Source organism: Micromonospora trifolii, from assembly GCF_022229005.1.
Classification (GTDB): Bacteria; Actinomycetota; Actinomycetes; order Mycobacteriales; family Micromonosporaceae; genus Micromonospora; species Micromonospora trifolii.
In genome coordinates this window covers 1-19930 of the sequence record NZ_JAKKFD010000050.1, presented here as the reverse complement: position 1 = coordinate 19930, position 19930 = coordinate 1, and the positions used below count along the sequence as shown (strand labels likewise).

The window sequence follows — 19930 nt, the reverse complement described above, 5'->3', positions numbered from 1 at the left end:
CCAGGGGGCGTTACCGCCAACCGGACGCGCGGTACCGTCGGGACCAGCAACGAAGCGGAGGGAGCGGCGCAATGACCGAGGGACAGACCGACGGTACGCCGACGGACGGTACGGAATCGCACGATCCGGACTTCCCGGAGGCGTTCCTGTCCTTCATGCGGCAGGGTTGGAGCGACACGGCACTCCCCGTGACGCCCCGCCCGGAGACGCCCAACTACGCCAAGCGACGGGCGGCCCTCTCGGCGGCCTTCCCCGGCGAGACACTGGTGATCCCCACCGGCACCGAGAAGGTCCGGGCCAACGACACCGACTACCCGTTCCGGCCGGGCAGCGACTTCGCCTATCTGACCGGCGACCACGACGCCGACAGCGTGCTGGTGCTGCGCCCGAACGGCTCGGGGCACGACGCGATGCTGTACATGCGGCCCCGGTCCTCCCGGGAGACCGACGAGTTCTTCCGCAGCCGCAACGGCGAGCTGTGGGTGGGCCGGCGGCACACCCTCGGCGAGAAGTCGACCGAGCTGGGCCTGCCCACCGCCGACCTGACCGGCCTGGAGGCGACCCTCGCCGACCTGGCTCCGGGGCGTACCCGGGTGTTGCGCGGTTTCGACGCCCAGGTGGACGCGGCCGTCCGCCCCTACGCCGGGCCCCGCGCCGAGGGCCAGCCGGCCCGGGACCGGGAGCTGGCCATCGCCATCTCGGAGATGAAGCTGGTCAAGGACGAGTGGGAGATCGGCCAACTCCAGGAAGCGATCGACGCCACCGTCCGCGGCTTCGAGGACGTGGCGCGGATCCTGCCGGCCGACCGGGCGGTCTCCGAGCGGCTGCTGGAGGGCGTCTTCGCGCTGCGGGCCCGCCACGACGGCAACGACGTCGGGTACAGCTCGATCGTCGGCGCCGGCGAGCACGCCACGATCCTGCACTGGGTGCACAACCACGGCACCACCCGACCGGGTGACCTGCTGCTGATGGACATGGGTGTCGAGGGCCGCAACCTCTACACCGCCGACGTCACCCGGGTCCTGCCGGTGAGCGGCCGGTTCACCGCGCTGCAACGCCAGGTCTACGACATCGTGTACGCCTCGCAGCAGGCCGGCATCGAGGCCATCCGCCCCGGGGTGAAGTTCAAGGACGTCCACCTGACCTGCATGCGGGTGCTCGCCGAAGGGCTGTCCGAGCTGGGTCTGCTGCCGGTGAGCGTGGACGAGGCGATGGACGAGAAGTCGACCGTCTACCGGCGGTGGACGCTGCACGGCTTCGGCCACATGCTCGGCATCGACGTGCACGACTGCTCCAACGCCCGCAAGGAGACGTACCGCGACGGCGCGCTGGGCGAGGGCTACGTGCTCACCGTCGAGCCCGGTCTGTACTTCCAGCCGGAGGACGAGCTGGTCCCCGCCGAGCTGCGCGGTGTGGGCATTCGGATCGAGGACGACGTGCTGGTCACCGCGACCGGCGCCGTCAACCTGTCGGCCGGGCTGCCCCGCACCTCCGACGAGGTGGAAACTTGGCTGGCCGAGCAGCGCGAAGCCGGCCCCCGCCTGCCCAGCTAGCCCGCCCGCCCAGCTAGCCCGCCCGCCCAGCTAGCCCGCTTGCCCAGCTAGCCCGCCTGCCCCGCTGGGGCTGGTGCATCAAGCCCCGCCCCTGGCCCGCCTGCCCCTCCTGAGGGCTGGCGGTCCAGGGGTTTCGGCCGTGATCCACTCGGTTTCCTTGAAATCGCGCTGTCCCCGCCGCTCAGACACCGCGCCTTCAAGAAAGTCGAGTGGATCACGCTTTGCGGGCTTGCCGCGCGGACGTACCAGTCGGCATTCGTCCTGCTCAGGCCACTTCCTGCCGGTCAGGACCACTCGGCCGCCCTCACCCGACCTGCGCCGAATGCGTGGTTGTCTCGGATAAGTCCGCATCGCGAAGATGGTTCTCATACGGTGACGATCAGAGGCTACAACCCATTTGTAGCTGGTCGTGGCGCCTCGGGCGGTGCGATCCCGTCTGGTAGCAGGAAAGGGCGGAAGGCTCTGATGTCCAACGACGTAACGAGTACCGACGGCGGGGCCTCGACAGCTCCGCCGACACGGCGAAGGCGGGCGCTCTGGGTCGCCGGTGTGGCCGGACTGACCGGCGTGGTCGGCCTCGCGGCCCTAGGCGGCGTCGCCGCTCGGGACGACAAGCCGAAGTCCGACCAGGTGTCGGACGCACAGCCGTCGACCGACCGGCAGACCGTCAGCGATGACGGCGGCGCGAACAAGGGCGGCGCCAAGGACGACGGCGGTCAGAACGACGAGTGGAGCGGCGCCGACTGGAGCGGCTTCGACGACCAGTCCGCCAAGGACGGCAAGGAGCGCAAGGACGGCAAGGACGGCGAGAAGGACCGCACCAAGCAGGTCCCGTGCGACTCCGACAAGCTGATCCAGGCGATCACGTTCGCCAACAACGAGGACGGCGGCGTGCTGGAGCTGGCCAGGGGTTGCACCTACACCCTGACTCGCAACCAGAACGGCAACGGCCTCCCGGTGATCACCGAGCACATCACCCTCAAGGGTGAGCACACCACCATCGGCCGCGAGGCCACTGGCGACTACTTCCGCATCCTCAATGTCGGCGCTGGCGGGCACCTCACTCTCAAGGGCCTGAGCATCAGGGGTGGCCAGACCCTTCAGTCCCCGATGACCGCCGATCCGGCGACGGTCTGGGCACCGTACTCGGCCCGGACCGTGGCCACACCGGCCACGGCGGCGCCCGCCGCGAAGCCGGCGTCCGCGGCCGCACCTGGCGCCAAGCCAGCGGCGGCAGCAGCAGCAGCAGCGAAGCCGGCAGCAACCGCCGCCAAGCCGACCGCGAAGGCCGCCGCCAAGCCGACCGCCAAGGCGGCACCCGCGAAGGCCACCGCCAAGCCCGCCGCGAAAGCAGCGGCAGCGACCAAGGCCGCCACGGCCAAACCGGTAGCCGCAGCGGCCCCGGTGGGTGCCGGTACGGCGGCGGTACCGCTGGTCGAGCAGCCCGGGTTCACCGACGGCGCCGGGGTGCTGGTGCAGCCCGGTGGTCGCGCGGAGATCCTGGACAGCGAGTTGCTCTACAACCAGTCCGGCGGCAACGGCGGCGGCCTGGCCAACTTTGGCAGCACCAGGCTCAGCAAGACGACTGTCGCACACAACACCGCCTTCTTCACCGGCGGCGGCATCTTCAACGCCGGCGTACTCCAGGTCGACGAGTCGAAGATCAAGGACAACACCGGGATCATCGGTGGCGGTGGCATCTCCAACGGCGCGCCGGCGATCCGTAGTGAGGGCGTTGTGGGCGGTTCCGTCTGGGTCTACAAGAGCGAGGTCACCGACAACGAGACGCTCGGCTTCGGCGGCGGCGTGCTGGATGTCGAGGGCACCACGACGCTGCACCAGACGACTGTCGGTGACAACACCGCGGTGCTCGAGGGTGGTGGCGTCGCGGTGGCGGACAGCCAGCTCACCCTCAAGGACGCCACGGTGGTCAGGAACAGCGCCGCTCGCGACGGTGGCGGCGTGTTCGTGACCTCCGACAGCGTCGCGACGATCGAGAACAGCAGGATCAAGGACAACACCACGGGCTCCGGTGGCGGCGGCCTCTTCAACGACGACGGCTTCACCACGCTGCGCGACAGCGAGGTGGTGGGCAACCGGGCCGTCGGTCCGTTCGCCCGTGGCGGTGGGATCGTCAACGACGAGGGGAGCGAGGTCAGGCTCCTCAATACGAAGGTGGCATACAACTTCTCCACCCTTGAGCCGGGCGGCATCTTCAACAGCATCGGCGGCACCGTGACGCTCGACGACGAGTCCGCGGTCACCGCCAACCGCCCGACCAACTGTTTCAACGTTTCGGACTGCTTCGCCTGATCGGGTGGGGCTGAACCACATAGAGGGCGCGCCCCTTCGAGCCGATACGGCTCGGAGGGGCGTACCCATTTGGGCAGGTCAGGCGGGTGCAGGCCGGCTTGGGCGGCGGTGTGTCGGTCCGGGCCCCGCTGGGGGCAACATGAACCGAATGTGGGCTTCTCTCGGATAAGCCCGCGAGGCGAGGAAGGTTCTCATACGGTGGTTTTGGGAGCTACAACCGATTTGTAGCAGGGGACACCCGTCTGACGGCGGCGACCCTGTCTGGTACGAGGAGAGGGCAGAGAGCTCCGATGTCCAACTACCTAACGAACAACGAAGCCTCCGGGCGGGCGACGGCCAAGAGCCGCCGCAAGCTCTGGCTCGCCAGTGGCGTGGCCGGTTTGACGGGCGTGATCAGTCTCGCGGCGGTGGGCGTCGCGGGCAGCGCCGGTGCGGTCGGCTTGAACTGGAACACCGCGCAGGTCAGCAAGGACGGTGACCAGCGGGGTGACGAGGCGCGCGACTGGGACAAGGACGAGAACCGGGACGACAAGAACCGGGACAAGGACAAGGACAAGGACCACGAGCGCGGGAAGGAGGTGCCCTGCGACACCGACAAGCTGATTCAGGCGATCGTGTTCGCCAACAACAAGCACGGCGGTGTGCTGGAGCTGGCCAAGGGCTGCACCTACAACCTGACCCGCAACGACTACGAGGGCAACGGCCTGCCGGTCATCACCGAGCGGATCACGCTCAAGGGCGAGCACACCACGATCTCTCGGGAAGCCACGGCGGACTACTTCCGCATCCTCAACGTCGGCGCCGGTGGTCACCTCACCATCAAGGGCCTGACCATCAAGGGTGGCCAGACCCTCGAACTGTTCAACGGTGTCGAGCCGGCCGCGGTCTGGGCGGCCTACTCGGACTCCGAGGCGCTCGCCGCGCAGGTGAAGGCGGGCACCCCGTTGGCCCAGGCGCTCACCGCGCGGCAGGCCAACCCGAAGGCGGGCCTGAAGGCCGCGCCGAAGGTCACCCCGAAGGCCACGCCGGGCGTCGTCACGCCGCTCGTCGAGCAGCCGGAGGAGAACGACGGCGCCGGAATCCTGGTTCAGCCGGGTGGCACCGCCGAGATCCTGGAGTCCGAGGTCGTCCTGAACCAGTCGGGTGGCAACGGTGGTGGTGTGGCCAACTTCGGCACCACGAAGATCTGGCACAGCACCGTCACCCGTAACACCGCCTTCTTCTTCGGCGGCGGCGTCTTCAACGCCGGGCTGCTCAAGGTCGAGGAGTCGAAGATCAAGGACAACACCGCCGTCATCGGTGGTGGCGGTATCTCCAACGGTGCCGCGGAGATCTTCACCGACGACGTCGACGGCGGAACGGTCGAGCTCAAGAAGACCGAGATCACCGACAACGAGACGCTCGGTTTCGGTGGTGGCTACCTCGACATCGAGGGCAACACCACGGCGTACGAGACCAAGTTCGTCTCGAACACAGCGGTTCTCGCCGGTGGCGGTCTCGCTGCGGCGGACAGCCAACTGAACCTGCACAACGTGACGGTCGAGCGGAACAGCACCGCCGGTGTCGGTGGCGGTGTGGCCATCGCCTTCGACAGCGTGGCCACGTTCGAGAAGAGCAGCATCAAGGACAACACCGCCGGCTTCTTCGGCGGCGGGCTCTTCAACGCCGGCAGCGTCACCACGCTGCGCGACAGCGAGGTCGTCGGCAACCGGGCCGTGGGTCCGATCGGAGTCGGCGGCGGCATCTTCAACATCTTCGGCGAGGTCAACCTGTCGAAGACGAAGGTCGCCCACAACTTCTCCACCTTCGAGCCGGGCGGTGTCTTCAGCTTCTTCGGAGACGTGAACGTGGACGACAAGTCCGCGATCACCGCGAACCGTCCGACCAACTGCCTGGCCATCCCGGGCGGCACGATCGACAACTGCTTCGCCTGATCGATCACCCTCGGGTGACGACCACGTAGCACCAGCACAACGGGCCGGCCCCCTTCCGCGAGACGCGGAAGGGGGCCGGTTCACGTCAGTTCTGGACGAAGACCGCCACGCTGCGCGCCGGTACGGCGAACGTGCCGGCCGCCCGGTCGAACGAGGCGGTACGCAGCGCCGGGTCGGCCGAGTCGACAAGCACCGGGTGCAGTGCCACGTCCGCTCCGCGCAGTCCGGTCACCGTCTGGTTGGCCGCCGACGGGGTGCTGTTGAAGACGACTGTCAGCGACTTCCACGGCCCGCCCAGCCCAGCGGCGTCCAGGGTCATGGTCAGCACCCCCGGCGTCTCCTGCGCGCCGGACAGCGGGAACGCCACCCGCCGCTGCACCTGCTCGGCGGTGGCCAGCCCGAACACCGGCGACGACGCCCGGATGCGCAGCAACTCGGCGTACCGGGCGTCGGTGGTGTTGATCGCCGCGCAGTCCGGCACGAGCGCCGGGTCGGCCAGCAGCGGCTTCGCGTACGACCACTTGTCCTCGTTGTCGGGCGCGGGCGGCAGACCGGCGCCGAACCCGTTGCCCCCTTCACAACCCCAGCGGATCTGGTTGAACCAGTCACCGGAGTTGAACGAGTTGCGGTCCAGCGACTTCGACCGCAACCGTTCGGTGCCGGCGGTGACGAACCCGGTGCCCTGTCCCAGCACCACGGTGCCCAGCGCCAGCACCTGCATCCGTGAGCGGTCCGCCGCCGTCGTGGCCTGCGGCAGTTTGTACGCCAACGCGTCGTACAGGATCTCGTTGTCGTGCGCGTCGGCGTAGGTGACGGCCTCCCCCGGCGCTGCGGTGTAGCCGGCCGGGGAGCCGTTGTAGTCCACCTGCGCCCCGGTGACCTCACGCCCGGACGTGTCGGTGAACCGGTATCCGCGCAGGTTGCCGGTGAGCCCCACCTTGATCAGGTCGTGGGCGTGCAGGAGTCGGGCCTTCTGCTCGGCCGGTGACCCGTTGACCGCGTCGCCGTTCGGGTCGCTGTAGAGCCCGGAGGCGAAACCCTGCACCCGGGGGTTGGCGTCGAACGGCCCGCCGCCACGCACCGCGTCGCGCAGCCGGTCGTTGAAGGTCCCGATGCCGGTGCCGGCCATGTTGGCCTGGGTGGCCTGGACGAAACGGGCGTCGTTGGCGACCTCACCGAAGTTCCAGCCCTCGCCGTAGAGCATGATCGCCTTGCCGTCCACGCCGTCACGGGCGACTGTCAACCGGTCCAGGGCTGCCCGGACGGCCAGGATGTTCGCCTTCGGGTGGTGACCCATCAGGTCGAAGCGGAAGCCGTCCACCTTGTACTGCCGGGCCCAGGTGACCAGCGAGTCGACCACCAGCTTGCCCATCATGGTGTGCTCGGGGGCGGTGTTGGCGCAGCAGGTGGAGTTGGCCACGGTGCCGTCCTCCAGCAGGCGGTGGTAGTAGCCGGGCACGATCTGGTCGAGCACCGACTTCGCGTCGGTGCCGGCCGCCGACGTGTGGTTGTAGACCACGTCCATGACCACCCGCAGCCCGGCGTCGTTCGCCCCGGCGACCATCCGCCGGAACTCGGTGGTCCGCGCCGCGCCGACCGGGTCGACCGCGTAGCCGCCCTCGGGCACTGTGTAGTGCAGCGGGTCGTACCCCCAGTTGTAGCCGTCGTTTTCGGCGACCGCCGCCACGCACTTCTGCTGCTCGGCCGAGTCCGGCGGCAGCGCCGCCAGGTCGCAGGCCGGCTGCCGCTGGTCGGCCCGCTTCTCCGGGATCGTCGCGAAGTCGAACGCCGGCAGCAGGTGCAGGTGGGTGACCCCGGCGTCGCCGAGCGCCCGCAGGTGGGTCATGCCGGCGGTTTTCGGGTCGGTGAACGCGAGGAAGGTCCCCCGCCGCTCGGCCGGCACTGTGTCGTCGGCGATGGAGAAGTCCCGCACGGACAGCTCGGTGATCTGCGCCTTCGCGGCCGGCACCGGTGCCGGTTTGCGCAGCGTGCGCCACCCGGAGGGTGCCAACGCCGGGTCGTTCAGGTCGACGAGCTGGCTGTGCGTGGAGTCCGCGGCGAGGGCCACCGAATACGGGTCGGTGACCGCCGCGGTCACCATCCGCTGCGCCGCCGGCTGCCACGCCCGCACCTCGTACCGGTAGAACCTGCCGGTCCAGGTGTGGTCGCCGCGCACCGACCAGACGCCGGTGCGGTCGTCGCGGCGCATCGGCACCGTCTTCGGCGCGGCGGTGGGCGAGTCGAACAGGTGCAGGCGCACGCTGTGGGCGGTCGGTGCCCACAGCGCGAGGCTCGGTGTCCGGCCCGCGAACGTGGGCCCGAGGGTGGCGTCGGCCGCCCGGGAGTACACGTCGTCGAGCACGCCGGGGATCTGCACGCCGGTAGCGGCGAGCAGCGCACCCTCGGCGTCGCGTTCGGTGACCAGCAACTGCCCCCGCAGCGCCGCCGGGACCTTGGCCAGGTCCGCCCGGTCCAGGGCGAAGCTACGGTACGACCACAGGTGCGGGAACCTGTCGCGTTGTGCCTCGGTGAGCCCGTTGCGCTGGGCCCGCAGCGGCAACGTGGTGTAGTTGCCGGTCAGTTCGCCGTCGACCACGCTGACCCCGCCGGTGGGCGCGGTGACCAGCGCGTACGTCCTGCCGTCGGTCGGCGGTGTCTGCCACACCACTGTGGACCTGTCGATCCAGTGCGCCTTCTGCTTGCTGATGTCGGTGTCTCCGCTGGCGGTGGTGGCCGTCGACGGCAGCAGGCGGCCCGGTGTGGCGGCGAGGAGCCACACCTCCCGGCCCGCGCTGGCGAAGTCGAGCCGCTGGTCGTCGGGCAGGTCCTTGGTGTCGCCCTGATGGATGATGTAGTTCAGGCCGGTCGCGCCGGCCGCCAGCGGCACCCGGAACACCGCCCCGAACGCGTCGATGGAGGTCGGTCGCAGCGGGGCGGACCACTCGGTCGGGTTGGCCGCGCCGTCCCACAGGTGCAGGCCCCAGCCGTCGTAGTTGCCGTCGGCCCGCCGGTAGTGCAGCACGGCGGTGCCCTCCTCGACGGGCGGGTCCGGTTCACCGGCGGCCGCCTGCCTGCTCGGGTAGATCGCCGGGTCGCCCTGCTTGAGCCAGATCTCGCCGGTCCGGGTGACGTCGATGCTGCGGTCCTGGGCGACGTCCTTCGTACCCGCCTTGTCGACGACCAGGAAGTTCACCGACGTCGCGCCCGGCTTGAGTTTCACCCAGGCGAACCGGCCGTAGGAGTCCTCCCCGGCGAACGGCTGCCCCTTCGGCCACTCGGTGACGTACGCCGGGTCGATGTCCCCCCACGCGTACAGCCCCCAGTCGTCGTATCCCCCGGCCGGGCGCTGGTAGTGCACCACCGCCCACTCCCGGGAGCTGCCCTGCGCCGGGGTCCCCACGACGGCGGTGGACCGGGCGGTGGCGGTACGGCCCCGGCCGTCGCGGACCACCGCCTTGTACTCGACACGGGTGCCGCCGGCCAGGCCGGTCAGGTCGTGCTGCACCGTGTACGGGGCGTGGTCGGCGCTGCCCAGCAGCGTCCACCGGCCGCCGGCCACCCGCGCCGCGACGGTGACAGTGGCCAGCGGGTCGCCGGTCACCCGGGCGGTGACCGCCGCCCGGGTGGCGACCGGCGCGTCCGGAACCGGGCTGGTGATGGTGATGGTCGGCTTGTCGGTCGCCCGCGCGATGGGGTTGCCGGCCCGGTACACCGCCGCCGACAGCGGCGGCACGGTGAGGGTCAACTCGCCGTCACCGCCGGCTTTCACTGCGCCCGAGCCACCGTAGATGCCGGTGAAGGTGGCGCCGGCCGACCAGGTGTCCACAGTGACAGTCTGCGCCGTGTCGGCGTTGTTCACGGCCACCACGTACTCGGTGCGGTCGGCCGGGGCGATCCGGGAGGCGGCGAAGACGCCCGGCCCGTCGTCCGCGTACCGGGTGACCTGCACACCGTCGCGCAGCGCCGGGTGGGCCTGACGCAGCCGGCCCAGGTCCGCGATGGTCCGGTACAGCGGGTGGGTCGTGTCGAACTGGTCACCGGCGTGGGTGCGGTCGGTGCCGAGCAGGTCGTCGTCGAGGTAGTCGGGAACCTTCGACGCGAACATGTCCTGGCGGGCGTCCTTGTCCCCGCCCGGGCCGGTGAAGCCCTGTTCGTCGCCGGAGTAGACCACCGGCTGGCCACGGGTCAGGAACATCAACTGGTGCGCGAGCTGGTCACGACGCAGGTGGGTGGCCGGGTCGCTGCCACCACCGGCGATGAACGATCCGATCCGGCCCATGTCGTGGTTGCCGAGGAAGGTGGTCAACCGGCCCGCGTCGGTGTCCCGGGCCGCGTAGAGGTCGTCGCGGACGTACACGTCGGCGAGCGCCTTCGCGGAGCCGGCGCCGGCGGTGAAGCCCCGGGCGGCCTCCTGGAAGGCGAAGTCGAGGGTGGCCGGCAGGCCACCCTCGCGGACGTAGCTGGAGCTGATCTCCGGGTCGGCGCTGTACACCTCGCCGAACATGAAGAAGTCCTTCTTGCCGGCCTTCTCCGCGGCCCGCTCGATGCCCTGGCTGAACTGCGGCCAGAAGTCCATGTTGACGTGCTTCACGGTGTCCAGTCGGAAGCCGTCGACGCCGGTCGCGCCGATCCAGTCCCCGTACGCCTTGGTCAGGCCCCGGACCACCTCGGGACGCTCGGTCCACAGGTCGTCGAGGCCGAAGAAGTCGCCGTACTCGCTGTTCTCGCCAGCGAAGGTGGAGTCACCCCGGTTGTGGTACATGGTGGCGTCGTTCAGCCAGGCCGGGACCTTGACGCTCGCGTCCTTCGGATCGGCGAACGTCGGCGTGTACGGGAAGGACTCCTTGTCGACCGGCGGGAACGCCCGGGAGCCGTCGGCGTAGTTGCGGTCCTCGAACGCCCGGCCCTGCGCGTCGGTGTACGGCGAGGTCGCCTTGTCCACGTACGCGTACCTGTCCTCGGCGTACTTGATCACGTCGGCGGTGTGGTTGACGATCACATCGAGGTAGATCTTGAGGCCGCGCTGGTGGGCGAGCTTGACCAGCCGCTTCATCTCTTCCATCGTGCCGAAGTGCGGGTCCACCTGGGTGAAGTCGGTGATCCAGTAGCCGTGGTAGCCGGCCGAGATGTCATTGCCGGCACCCTGCACCGGCCGGTTCTTGAAGATCGGGGCGAGCCAGATGGCAGTGGTGCCCATCCCCTGGATGTAGTCCAACTTGTCGATGACGCCCTTGAGGTCACCGCCGTGATAGAAGCCTTTGTCGGTCGGGTCGAGGCCGGTCCGCAGCCGGTCGCCGGTGAGGCCGCCGGAGTCGTTGCGGGGGTCTCCGTTGGCGAACCGGTCCGGCAGGACGAAGTAGAACTGCTCGGCTCGGGCGGAGTCGCCGCCGGCCTTCAGCAGCGCCTCGGCGGTGGGTTCGGCACGCCACTGGGTCGCACCGCCGATCGCGAGTGGGGCGCCGTCGGACGGCCGGGGGCCCGCGGCGGCGGGGTGCACGGCGACCGGAGCGCCGACGAGCGTGACGGTGAGCAGGGAGGCAAGGGCCAGCAGGGCGGTGCGCGGTATCGGCGGGGGTTTCATCGACGCCTTCCTCTGGTCGCTGATTGGCCGCACGCTAACCCTTGCCGAAACATTCTGCAATACCTTGCAAACATGGTCGCAACAAAGCAGCATCCTTGCGGAAGGGCCGGTCAGAGCCCGTTGCAGCGCGCCCCGTCCACCGTGCACTCCCGTGGGGTGTGGGACGCCCGCTCCATGTGGAACCGCAACGACACCGAACCGCCGGGCGACACCTCGACCCCACTGACGTACGTGAAGCCGTCGTCGGACTGGCGGATCGTCCCCTGTGGGACTCCCTCCACCCAGGCGGTCACCAGCCGCCCACCGGAGAACTCCAACCGCACCGTCCAACCACGGCTGCGAGCGGACGTGTTGACCATCGCCACCTCGCCGATGAAACCACCGTCGAAGCTCTGCACCACCCGGTACCGCCCGGTCATCGCCGGCTGCCCCGGCGCCGCCCGGCTCGGCGACCGTGTCGCCGTCGGCCTCCCGGTCGGACCGGCCGTCGGGTCGACCGACGGTGAACCGGACCCGGCCGCGGAGCTCGGTGGCAGCCCGCTCGCCCGCCCGGATATCCCCGGCAGCACCGGCGCCGGAGACGGCACCGACGTGGGCACGCTCGGTGCCACCACAGCGGACGGCACCGGCAGCGCCGGCGGCTGCGCGCCGTCCGGCGCGGGGCTACGTCCCCGGTACGCACCCAGGGCCACGATGAGCAGGACCACCATCACGACGACCCCGGCGCCCACCACGATCCAGGGCGACGTGGCGATCGCGACCGGACCGTGTGGCGGGCGCGGAACACGGCGCATGCCGGACATGTACCTCCTTCAGCGGACCGTCCGCGCAGCGTAGCGATCGGCGGCCCGGCCCGGAAAGCCTTGGCTGCGCAGCGTCACCGCACCACGACCCGGCTCCGGCTCAGTCGATCCGGCAGTCAACTCCGTTGATCGTGCACTTGAGCGGTCGCTGCGCCGAGTCACCCCAGCCGACGCGCACCCGCAGCGTCCGAGAGTCACCCGCATCCAGCGAACGGGTGCCGCGCAACACGAACTCCCCGTGCCCGCGCCCCCGCACCGAGACGCCCGAGTCATCACTCAACCGCAGAGTCCAGGTGTCGTCGTCGAACACCAACTCCACCTGCCAGTCCACCGACCGGCTCGACTCGTTGGCGAGCGAGAGCACCGCGGCGTCCCCGTCCCAGCCGTTCGTACCGACCTGGTAGCGGGCGCCGACCGTGTCCTCCGCCGTTGCCGGCGGCGCCACCAGGACGTTCGTCCGCCCCGCAGTCGGCGAGCCGGTCGCGGTGGCCCGCGGCGACGGCGTCCGACTACTGCGCGACGGTCGCGGCGACACCGAGCGCCGCTCCACAGCGGCCGGAGTCGGCCCACCGGTGGCCGATGCGGCGGCCGGCACTGTCGGCAGGAACGCCGGAGGCGCGGCCTGCGGCGGCGCCTCCCGCTCCCTCGTCCGGAACGACAACAGCGCGATCACCAGGAGCACCACCAGCGCGCACACACCGAGCAGCACCACTATCCACGGCACCGAAGCCAACACCCGCGCCGCCCGCGAATCTGCCGCACCGTCCGGCCGCACCGCCATCAGGTCTCCCCTCGTCCCCACCGACGCGACAGCGTAGCCAGCGCCACACGGACCGGAAACCGGGCGGGTACGGATCGGGCCGACCGGCCCCGGTCGGTCAGCCCGTCCGGACGACAGTGCAGATCAGTGGTCCGTCATCCGAGATACGAAGCAGGTAGCGGTACCGCTCACCCGGCACCGCCTGCCCCCGACTGTCCAGGAATTCCCACTCCACCGCCACCATCGTCAACAGCGCGGACACCTGCTGCACGTCCTCGATCCGGGCGTGGGCCGCTACCAGCTCCCGGTCCTGGTAGTCGGGCGCGGCGCCCACGAAGGAGAGCGCCACCGCCGCCGCGGACGTGAACGAGAAGCTGTAGGTGTCCGCCACCACCAACCCCGGCAGGGCGTAACAGCCGGCGATGGCCGGCAGGTCGCCGGAGGTCAACGCCACGCCGTACCGGTCGAAGAAGTCGGCCAACGTGTCAAGATCCGTGGAGGCGTTCACGGTCACAGCAATTGCCGGTCACCGCCGAGGTCAAACCTTCAGCGCGGCGGTACCCGAACCTCGATCTCGGAACCCAACCGGGCGTCGGCGGCCAGACCCAGGTCGTCGCCGCTCCAGAACCGACCCGGGTCATACCAGTTCGGACGCCGGCCCGCCGGCAGCAACCCCATGGCCTCATAGGTCACCGCCACCACCTCGGCGCAGTACGCCGTCTCCAGCGCCCGGTCCCGCTCCCCCGCCGACCGGGCCGGGTTGGCCTGGTTGGCGCTGTCGGCCGGGTTGGCCTGGTTGGCCGGGTCGGCGCGGTTGGCCTGGTTGGCTCGGTCGGCCTGGTTGGCGCGGTCGGCCGGGTTGGCGCGGTCGGCCGGGTTGGCGCGGTCGGCCGGGGTCAGTCGAGGTGTCGGCTGGCCGAGGCGTGACAGCGCCGACAGGCGACCGAGGTGCGGCAGCGCGGATAGCCCGCCGGGGCGCGGCAGCGCCGGCACCCGACCCCGCACCCAGCGCCACGCCAACTGGGCGGTCGACGGGAACGGCGTACCGTCCAACCGCGCGATCGTCCGCAGCACCGCCCGCTCCATCTCCGCGTCGACCGGCGGGTCGAGCTGCCGCAGCCAGGCCCGTTGGCCGTACCGGTTGGCCCACACGCAGACCGCGTCCCGCAGGTCGTGCAGCTGGACGCCGCGCTGGTGGGTGCCCGACCACAGGTCCGGCAACGACCTGCCCAGCTCCGCGTGCCACATCAGTGGCGGCATGTCGTCCAGCACCACCGCCATCCCGACGTGGTTCACCGGGCTGTTGGTGGTGAACTGGATCGCCCGGTCCGGCACGCTGCGACCCCGGAACACCCACACGTCACCGGTGCGGGTCAACTCGACGGCCTCATCCAGGCTGATGCTCATGAGGGTCTAGCCTAGGCCGATGCGGCAAAGAATGCGGTGGTGGAAGGTTCTCGGGCTGGCCGGGCTCGCCGGCGTCGCAGCCTCCGGGGTGGTCATCGCGCGAGCCGAACGGCGGCGGCGCGCGTACACCCCCGAGGAGATCCGGCAGCGGCTACTGGAGCGGCACGCGCAGGCCGGCGACGCCGCGAAACCCGGCGACGGGGCCTGACCCACCGTCCCCTGTAGATCGTCAGTGGGGCAACCGGACAGGTCGATGATCGATACGATCAGGCCATGACGACGCCCGTCGCACAACGGCCCTTCGTCCTGTCCACCCCGGCCGCGCCGGTGGAACGACACGGCAACGTCGACCTGCACCTGCCCGCCCACAACGGTCCCGCGCCCGCCGTCGTGGTGGTGCACGGCGCTCCGCTACCACCCGACGCGCCCGACCCCCGCGACTGGCTGCTCTACCGCGGCTACGGCGCGCTGCTCGCCGCGAGCGGCGTGGTCACCGCGCTGGTCAGCTACCAGGTGTCCGACCTGTCAGCGCTGCCCGCCGCAGCCGACGACATCGCCGCCATGGTCGAGCAGGTCCGCGCCGATCCGCGGGTCGACAGCGAGCGGGTGGTGCTGTGGTTCTTCTCCGGCGGCGGCCTCTTCGCGGCCGACTGGCTCCGCGTCCCGCCGCCATGGCTACGCGGGATCGCACTGACGTACCCGCTGCTCGTCCCGTTCCCCGGCTGGGAGGTCGACGCCCGGTTCCTGCCGGTCGAAGCTCTCAGCGCCGGCACCGGCGTGCCACTGGTCCTGACCCGCGCAGGCCAGGACATCCCACCGGTTCTGGCCGGCATCGACGCGTTCCTGCCTACGGCGACCGCGCAGGGCTGGCCGATGCGGGTGATCGAGGTGCCGGACGGCCAGCACTCCTTCGAGATTCTCAACCACGGCCCGCAATCCGAGGCAGCCGTCCTGGCCGCCCGCGACGCGGTCCTGGAGGTGCTCGACGCCGGCTGACCCACTCCGCCGGCCGAGTACCCCTTCGCGCGCGGATGCGCAGGCTTCCGTCGGTGCCGCATCAGATTGGGGATCTCTCGCACCCGACGTTCGCCGCCGTACGACGATCGTGAGAGAGCCGGTCGATGGCGGGGGGTGAGAGGTGCGCAGCAGACGTCGGGGTGCCCGACCGGCGGAAAGTGCGCTGCGCGAGGGCCGGGAGGCCTATGAACGGCTTCGCACCTACCTCATCCTCGCGGTGCAGGCGGGGCTGGCCGCCGGATTGGCCTGGTTCGTTGCCAGCGACGTGCTGCACAATCCGCAGCCGCTGTTCGCACCCGCCGCCGCGGTCGGCACCATCGCGGCGGCCGTCGGTAATCGAGCCCGTCGCACTCTCGAGCTTCTCGCCGGGGTGTTCCTGGGGGTGCTGGTCGGAAACGGGATCGTACGGTTCATCGGGGCGGGACCAATACAGACCGGTGTGGTCGTGGCACTGGCCATTTCGGCGGCAGCCGTCTTTCGTGGCACCGGAGCCGTCATGGTGCAGGCGGGAAGCACCGCCGTCCTGCTCGGCACAGTGTCTCCGGACCGGCCGGACCTGGCCGTGCCGCGGACGGCGAATGCGCTGGTCGGTGTGGTGGTGGCCATCGTGGTGGCCTTGCTGATCCTGCCGCTCAATCCGGTGCGGATCGTGCACCGCGCCGCTGGTCCGACAGTCGATGCCATCGCCCGGGAGATGACCGCCATCGCCAATGCGCTGGCTCACCGCGACGTGCGACAGGCCGACGATGCCCTACAGCGACTGCGTGCGGCAGAGGCGGCACGACGGAACACGGCCGACGTGGTCGCCGCAGCATGCGAAGTCGCGATCCTCTCACCGTGGCGGAGGAGACGGCTGGGCATCATGCGTCGGTACGCGCGGGCGGCCGAACACCTTGAACTCGCCTACACGAGCAGCCGCGAGATGGTGCAGTGGGCGGTGTCGGCACTACACGCCCGGGAGACGCTGCCGGCCGGCCTCTCCACGGCGATGGAGCACTTCGGCCAGGCGTTCAGGCTTCTGCATCGTGACTTCCTGGCCGGACGGGAGCCGGACCGCGCGCGGGAGCGGGCGCTACAGGTGATCAGTGACATCAACGAGGCATGCGCCGAGGGTGTCGGGCCCTCCGGGGCTGTCGTCGTCTCACAACTGCGCGTTGTCGTCAGTCAACTGCTCCAGATCTCCGGGCTCCCCCAGACGGAGGCGAATCAGCAGGCCGGTTTGAACGCCGACGTGTGAGCGTTCAGGGCAGCGGGCCGTCGGTCTCGGCCGCCCGGCTGAGGCGATCCCGGATCAGCGTGAGCACGGTGTCGGTGGTCCGGTCGAGGTGGCTGCGCCCATCGGGCAGGCGGGCCTCCGGGGCGATGTAGCTGCGGGGACCGATGTGCGTGGCAGGGTCGAGCCGCTGCACGGTGATCTTGCCTTCACGGTCGGCCCGGTTCCATCCGCTCCAGCGGAACAGCCGCCACCGCTGCGGGAAGATCCAGGTGCCGACTCGCTCGATCCAGTCACCGGCACTGGTGAGCTGGTAGAGGTGCTGAGCATGGGTGATGTCGTTGGCACCGTTGTGGAAACCACCGAGAGTGATCAGCCAGAGCGGGGTACGCAGTTGGGACCACAGTTCGTTCACCGCACCGCTGGCGACCTGGGCGCCACCGCTGTAGCTGAGCAACACCACGGGTATGCCGCTGTCCGGCCGGTATCCGGCGACCTGGAGTTCGGTGGCGATCTGCGCACCGACGGCACGGTTGTACAGGGGACGGTAGCGGCGGTCGGCGGCGACGAAGATCTGCATCACGTTGTGCAGGAACAGCAGCAGCCCGATGCGGCGGCGCACCCAGGTCCAGACCGGCCGGTCGGCGAGCGGCACGGCGAGCGGGGAGTAGGGCTGCACCTGGCCCAGCACCCGGAGCTCCGGCGCTCGGTTGATCAGGGCCTTGACCAGTCGGCCACCATCGCGGGTGTCGTGGAAACGGCGCTTCCCGATGCCGTCCAGATAGACCAGGTAGGCGTCCGGAGGGCGGTCCGGATCAGCCCCTCGGGCGTAGGACATGCCCTCGGGACGGGAGATGGTGGGTGTGCGCCAGCCGGCGGCGTAGACCAGCACCTCGTAGCGGGCGAGCAGAGCCTCGGCGATCAGCACCAGTCCCAGCCCGCCGAGCAGCAGCAGGAGCGCCAGTCCGATCACGCGACCGGCTCCGGTGCTCGTCTGGTGTTGAGCTTCACGACAAGGCGGCGGACGGCCTCGACGGAGACACCGAGCCCGACTCCCGCGATCGCTACGCAGCCGGCGGCTTCCCACCAACCAACTCCGGCCACCGTGGCGAGAGCACCGGCGAGGCCGGCCCCCACTCCCACCATGAGCAACAGGTGCAGCAGTGGCCCGAGCAGCGGGAACGCGAGGACCCCGGCAAGCACGAGCGGAACGGCCAGGCCTGGTGTCCAGACCAGTGCGTCGGACGGTGCGGTGGGTAACACCAGACCGGCAACGGCCCACGCGGACAGCGGCCAGAGCGCGAACACCGCGCCGTCGACGATCGCGCCCGCCAGCAACAAGCTGACCACCCGCACGTGCGACACGCCGGACAGGCGGGCCACCACCGGCAGGAGACGCCCGGCGGCCTCGGACAGCCCGGCGACCAGCAGCAGGATGGCAATAATCGGAGACATCGATCAGCCCGCTGGCGGCAGATCGGCAGAGCCCGGCTGAGCGACCGAGCCGGTCTGCTGCACGAAGTGCTCAAGTACGTCGGCGGCACGCGCATAGCCGCCCGCCTGACGCTGAGCGACCTGCAGGGTGCTCGCGGCGGCCCGGAACCGAGGCTCGTCGAGCAGACGCTGAGCGAGGGCCCGCACAACCTCCACCGTGACATCCTCGGTGCGGATCGACAGGCCGGCATCGAGTTCGCCGATGCGGGAAGCCACCAGCAGTTGGTCAGCGCCCTGCGGGACCACCAGCATCGGGGTGCCGGCGTACAGGGCCTCGTTGACGCTGTTCACTCCGCCGTGGGTGATGAACAGCGCCGCACGGGCCAGCACCTCCAACTGCGGTACGGATCGGTGGGCGAGCACGTTTCCCGGTAGCGGGCCAAGATCGACGGGATCGGTATGTCCGCTGGAAATGACCACTGTGCCGCCCAGCGGGGCCAGCGCGTCGGCGAAGGTACGCAGCAACTGCGGAGCGTCGAACACCGTGCCCATCGAGGCGTACATCACCGGGTCCCGCAGTCGATCGACCGGAAACGACGAGTCCGCTCGGCGGGCACCGATGCTCGGTCCGACGAACTGATAGGACTGGTCGAAACTGTCCGCCGCGGGGTGGAACGCCCGCGAGGTGTAGACGAGGTTGAGCGGCTGACGGATGTTGGCCAGGTCGATCAGGGGCAGGGCGCGTGTGTCGTACCGACGGCGCAGCTCCCACCGCGATCTCAGGTACCCGACGGTGGAGCGGGGAAGGGCCGCGGCCGCGCCGAGCAGCTCCCAGGAGCCGCGGGTCGGGCTCGGCACGTGCCGGTTGAAGGCGAACGTGGTGAACGACGATGCCGGCGGCACGCCGAGTTCCCGGGCGACCACCGGCCCCCACGGGCAGAGGGAGTCGTGCACGATCAGATCGGGCCGGGCGCCCCGCAGGTCGGTGAGGACGGCGGGCAGCACGCGTACGGCGGTACGCGCAAGCTGCTCCATCACCGTGACGGGCGTCGGCGGGCCGGAGAGCGGAAGGTCGTCCCCGGGGTAGAGGAACACCCGTGCCCCGGTGGCCGCGATCTGCTCGGCGTAGGCCGGCGTCGTGTGATAGGTGACGGAGTGGCCACGACGAACAAGCTCACCCACAACGGGCAATGTCGGGTTGATGTGCCCGTGCATGGCGATGTTCAGGAATGCCACTGCGCTCATCGGTCGACCCCTGGCGGGGAAGGAGCCAGAGCCCGGCAAGTTGCAGCGTCCATGATCCACCCCTCTCGGTCAGAGCCTAGATGTTGCCTGCTGGCAGTGCGTCGGGGACCAGGTACTCGACTCATCGCCTCGTGCCGGGCTGGGCGGGCGACCAGCCACACACAGGCATGATCCACTCGGCTTTCACGATGTCGGGGCCTCCCCGGCAGCGGGACGCCGCGGTTTCCGTGAACCCGAGTGGATCACGACGGTGTGGCCGCCGTGTCCGTTCCGCCGGCTGGGCGGGTGGTGGTTTGTCGGGTTTGTTGTCGGGTGTCGGGTGGTCGGGGCCACCCCGACGGCGGAATCGGTGGCCGGGCCGGGTCGTTATACCTGGCAGACCACCGCAACAGCCCGGGTCATGGTCCGCCGGGCCCGCCGGACAGCCGCCAGGCCCTCCCGCCGGAAGCAGCCGCCGGGAACATCCGCCAGGCGGCTCCGGTTACATCCCCCGCACGGCCGAGCACCACGGGCCGGCCCCCGCGGTAGGCGGAATGACTCGCCACCGCGAACGGTTGCACCCTGTCCCGACGCCGACCCCCCTTTCGCGGGTCACCGGGCAGAACCCTCGAACTTCCCCCCGCACAACCACAACCCCCTGAGGTTGTGCGGGCAGGCACCCCCGATGCAG

At 70.3% G+C, this 19930-nt stretch carries 14 protein-coding genes; 6 read left to right on the top strand and 8 right to left on the bottom strand.

Features of this window, described 5'->3' with window-relative positions:
• Positions 1 to 71 precede the first annotated feature (71 nt).
• From NIE79_RS27670 to NIE79_RS27660, 3 genes are all read left to right on the top strand, one after another.
• Positions 72 to 1553 carry an aminopeptidase P family protein gene (locus NIE79_RS27670; protein ID WP_238681361.1) on the top strand — a complete coding sequence of 494 codons (1482 nt, stop codon included), beginning with the start codon at positions 72 to 74 and terminating at the stop codon, positions 1551 to 1553.
• 465 nt (positions 1554 to 2018) lie between these two features.
• Positions 2019 to 3866 (top strand): right-handed parallel beta-helix repeat-containing protein, encoded by a 1848-nt coding sequence (locus NIE79_RS27665; RefSeq protein ID WP_238681360.1) that lies wholly within the window; start codon positions 2019 to 2021, stop codon positions 3864 to 3866.
• 290 nt (positions 3867 to 4156) lie between these two features.
• Complete coding sequence (locus tag NIE79_RS27660) at positions 4157 to 5800, top strand: hypothetical protein (protein ID WP_238681359.1); 1644 nt, start codon at positions 4157 to 4159, stop codon at positions 5798 to 5800.
• 85 nt (positions 5801 to 5885) lie between these two features.
• Here the strand turns inward: NIE79_RS27660 and pulA are convergent, their stop codons facing one another.
• From pulA to NIE79_RS27635, 5 genes are all read right to left on the bottom strand, one after another.
• Positions 5886 to 11381 carry a pullulanase-type alpha-1,6-glucosidase gene (pulA, locus tag NIE79_RS27655; protein WP_238681358.1) on the bottom strand — a complete coding sequence of 1832 codons (5496 nt, stop codon included), beginning with the start codon at positions 11379 to 11381 and terminating at the stop codon, positions 5886 to 5888.
• A gap of 110 nt (positions 11382 to 11491) precedes the next feature.
• Positions 11492 to 12184 carry a cellulose binding domain-containing protein gene (locus NIE79_RS27650; RefSeq protein ID WP_238681357.1) on the bottom strand — a complete coding sequence of 231 codons (693 nt, stop codon included), beginning with the start codon at positions 12182 to 12184 and terminating at the stop codon, positions 11492 to 11494.
• A gap of 100 nt (positions 12185 to 12284) precedes the next feature.
• Complete coding sequence (locus tag NIE79_RS27645) at positions 12285 to 12965, bottom strand: hypothetical protein (RefSeq protein WP_238681356.1); 681 nt, start codon at positions 12963 to 12965, stop codon at positions 12285 to 12287.
• 97 nt (positions 12966 to 13062) lie between these two features.
• On the bottom strand, positions 13063 to 13452 hold the full coding sequence (locus NIE79_RS27640) for a DUF6841 family protein (RefSeq protein ID WP_238681355.1): 390 nt from the start codon (positions 13450 to 13452) through the stop codon (positions 13063 to 13065).
• A 38-nt stretch (positions 13453 to 13490) separates the two neighbouring features.
• On the bottom strand, positions 13491 to 14351 hold the full coding sequence (locus NIE79_RS27635; protein WP_238681354.1) for a hypothetical protein: 861 nt from the start codon (positions 14349 to 14351) through the stop codon (positions 13491 to 13493).
• Positions 14352 to 14370: 19 nt separating this feature from the next.
• Between NIE79_RS27635 and NIE79_RS27630 the strand changes: the two genes are divergently transcribed.
• The 3 genes from NIE79_RS27630 (at position 14371) to NIE79_RS27620 (ending at position 16605) form a co-directional block, all read left to right on the top strand.
• Entirely contained in the window at positions 14371 to 14559 is a 189-nt protein-coding gene (locus NIE79_RS27630) for a hypothetical protein (RefSeq protein ID WP_238681353.1), read from the top strand.
• A gap of 65 nt (positions 14560 to 14624) precedes the next feature.
• Positions 14625 to 15347: an alpha/beta hydrolase gene (locus tag NIE79_RS27625; RefSeq protein ID WP_238681352.1), complete on the top strand. Its 723-nt coding sequence runs from the start codon at positions 14625 to 14627 to the stop codon at positions 15345 to 15347.
• Between the two features lie 142 nt (positions 15348 to 15489).
• A complete protein-coding gene (locus tag NIE79_RS27620) occupies positions 15490 to 16605 on the top strand; it encodes an FUSC family protein (protein WP_238681351.1) in 1116 nt (371 codons plus the stop codon).
• 4 nt (positions 16606 to 16609) lie between these two features.
• Here NIE79_RS27620 and NIE79_RS27615 read toward each other — a convergent pair whose 3' ends face one another.
• From NIE79_RS27615 to NIE79_RS27605, 3 genes are read right to left on the bottom strand one after another with little or no spacing between them, the layout of a single operon-like run.
• Complete coding sequence (locus NIE79_RS27615; protein WP_238681350.1) at positions 16610 to 17554, bottom strand: hypothetical protein; 945 nt, start codon at positions 17552 to 17554, stop codon at positions 16610 to 16612.
• A complete protein-coding gene (locus tag NIE79_RS27610) occupies positions 17551 to 18036 on the bottom strand; it encodes a hypothetical protein (RefSeq protein ID WP_238681349.1) in 486 nt (161 codons plus the stop codon). The genes NIE79_RS27615 and NIE79_RS27610 overlap by 4 nt, the downstream gene beginning before the upstream one ends.
• Before the next feature lie 3 nt (positions 18037 to 18039).
• On the bottom strand, positions 18040 to 19260 hold the full coding sequence (locus NIE79_RS27605) for a macrolide family glycosyltransferase (RefSeq protein ID WP_238681348.1): 1221 nt from the start codon (positions 19258 to 19260) through the stop codon (positions 18040 to 18042).
• Positions 19261 to 19930 lie beyond the last annotated feature (670 nt).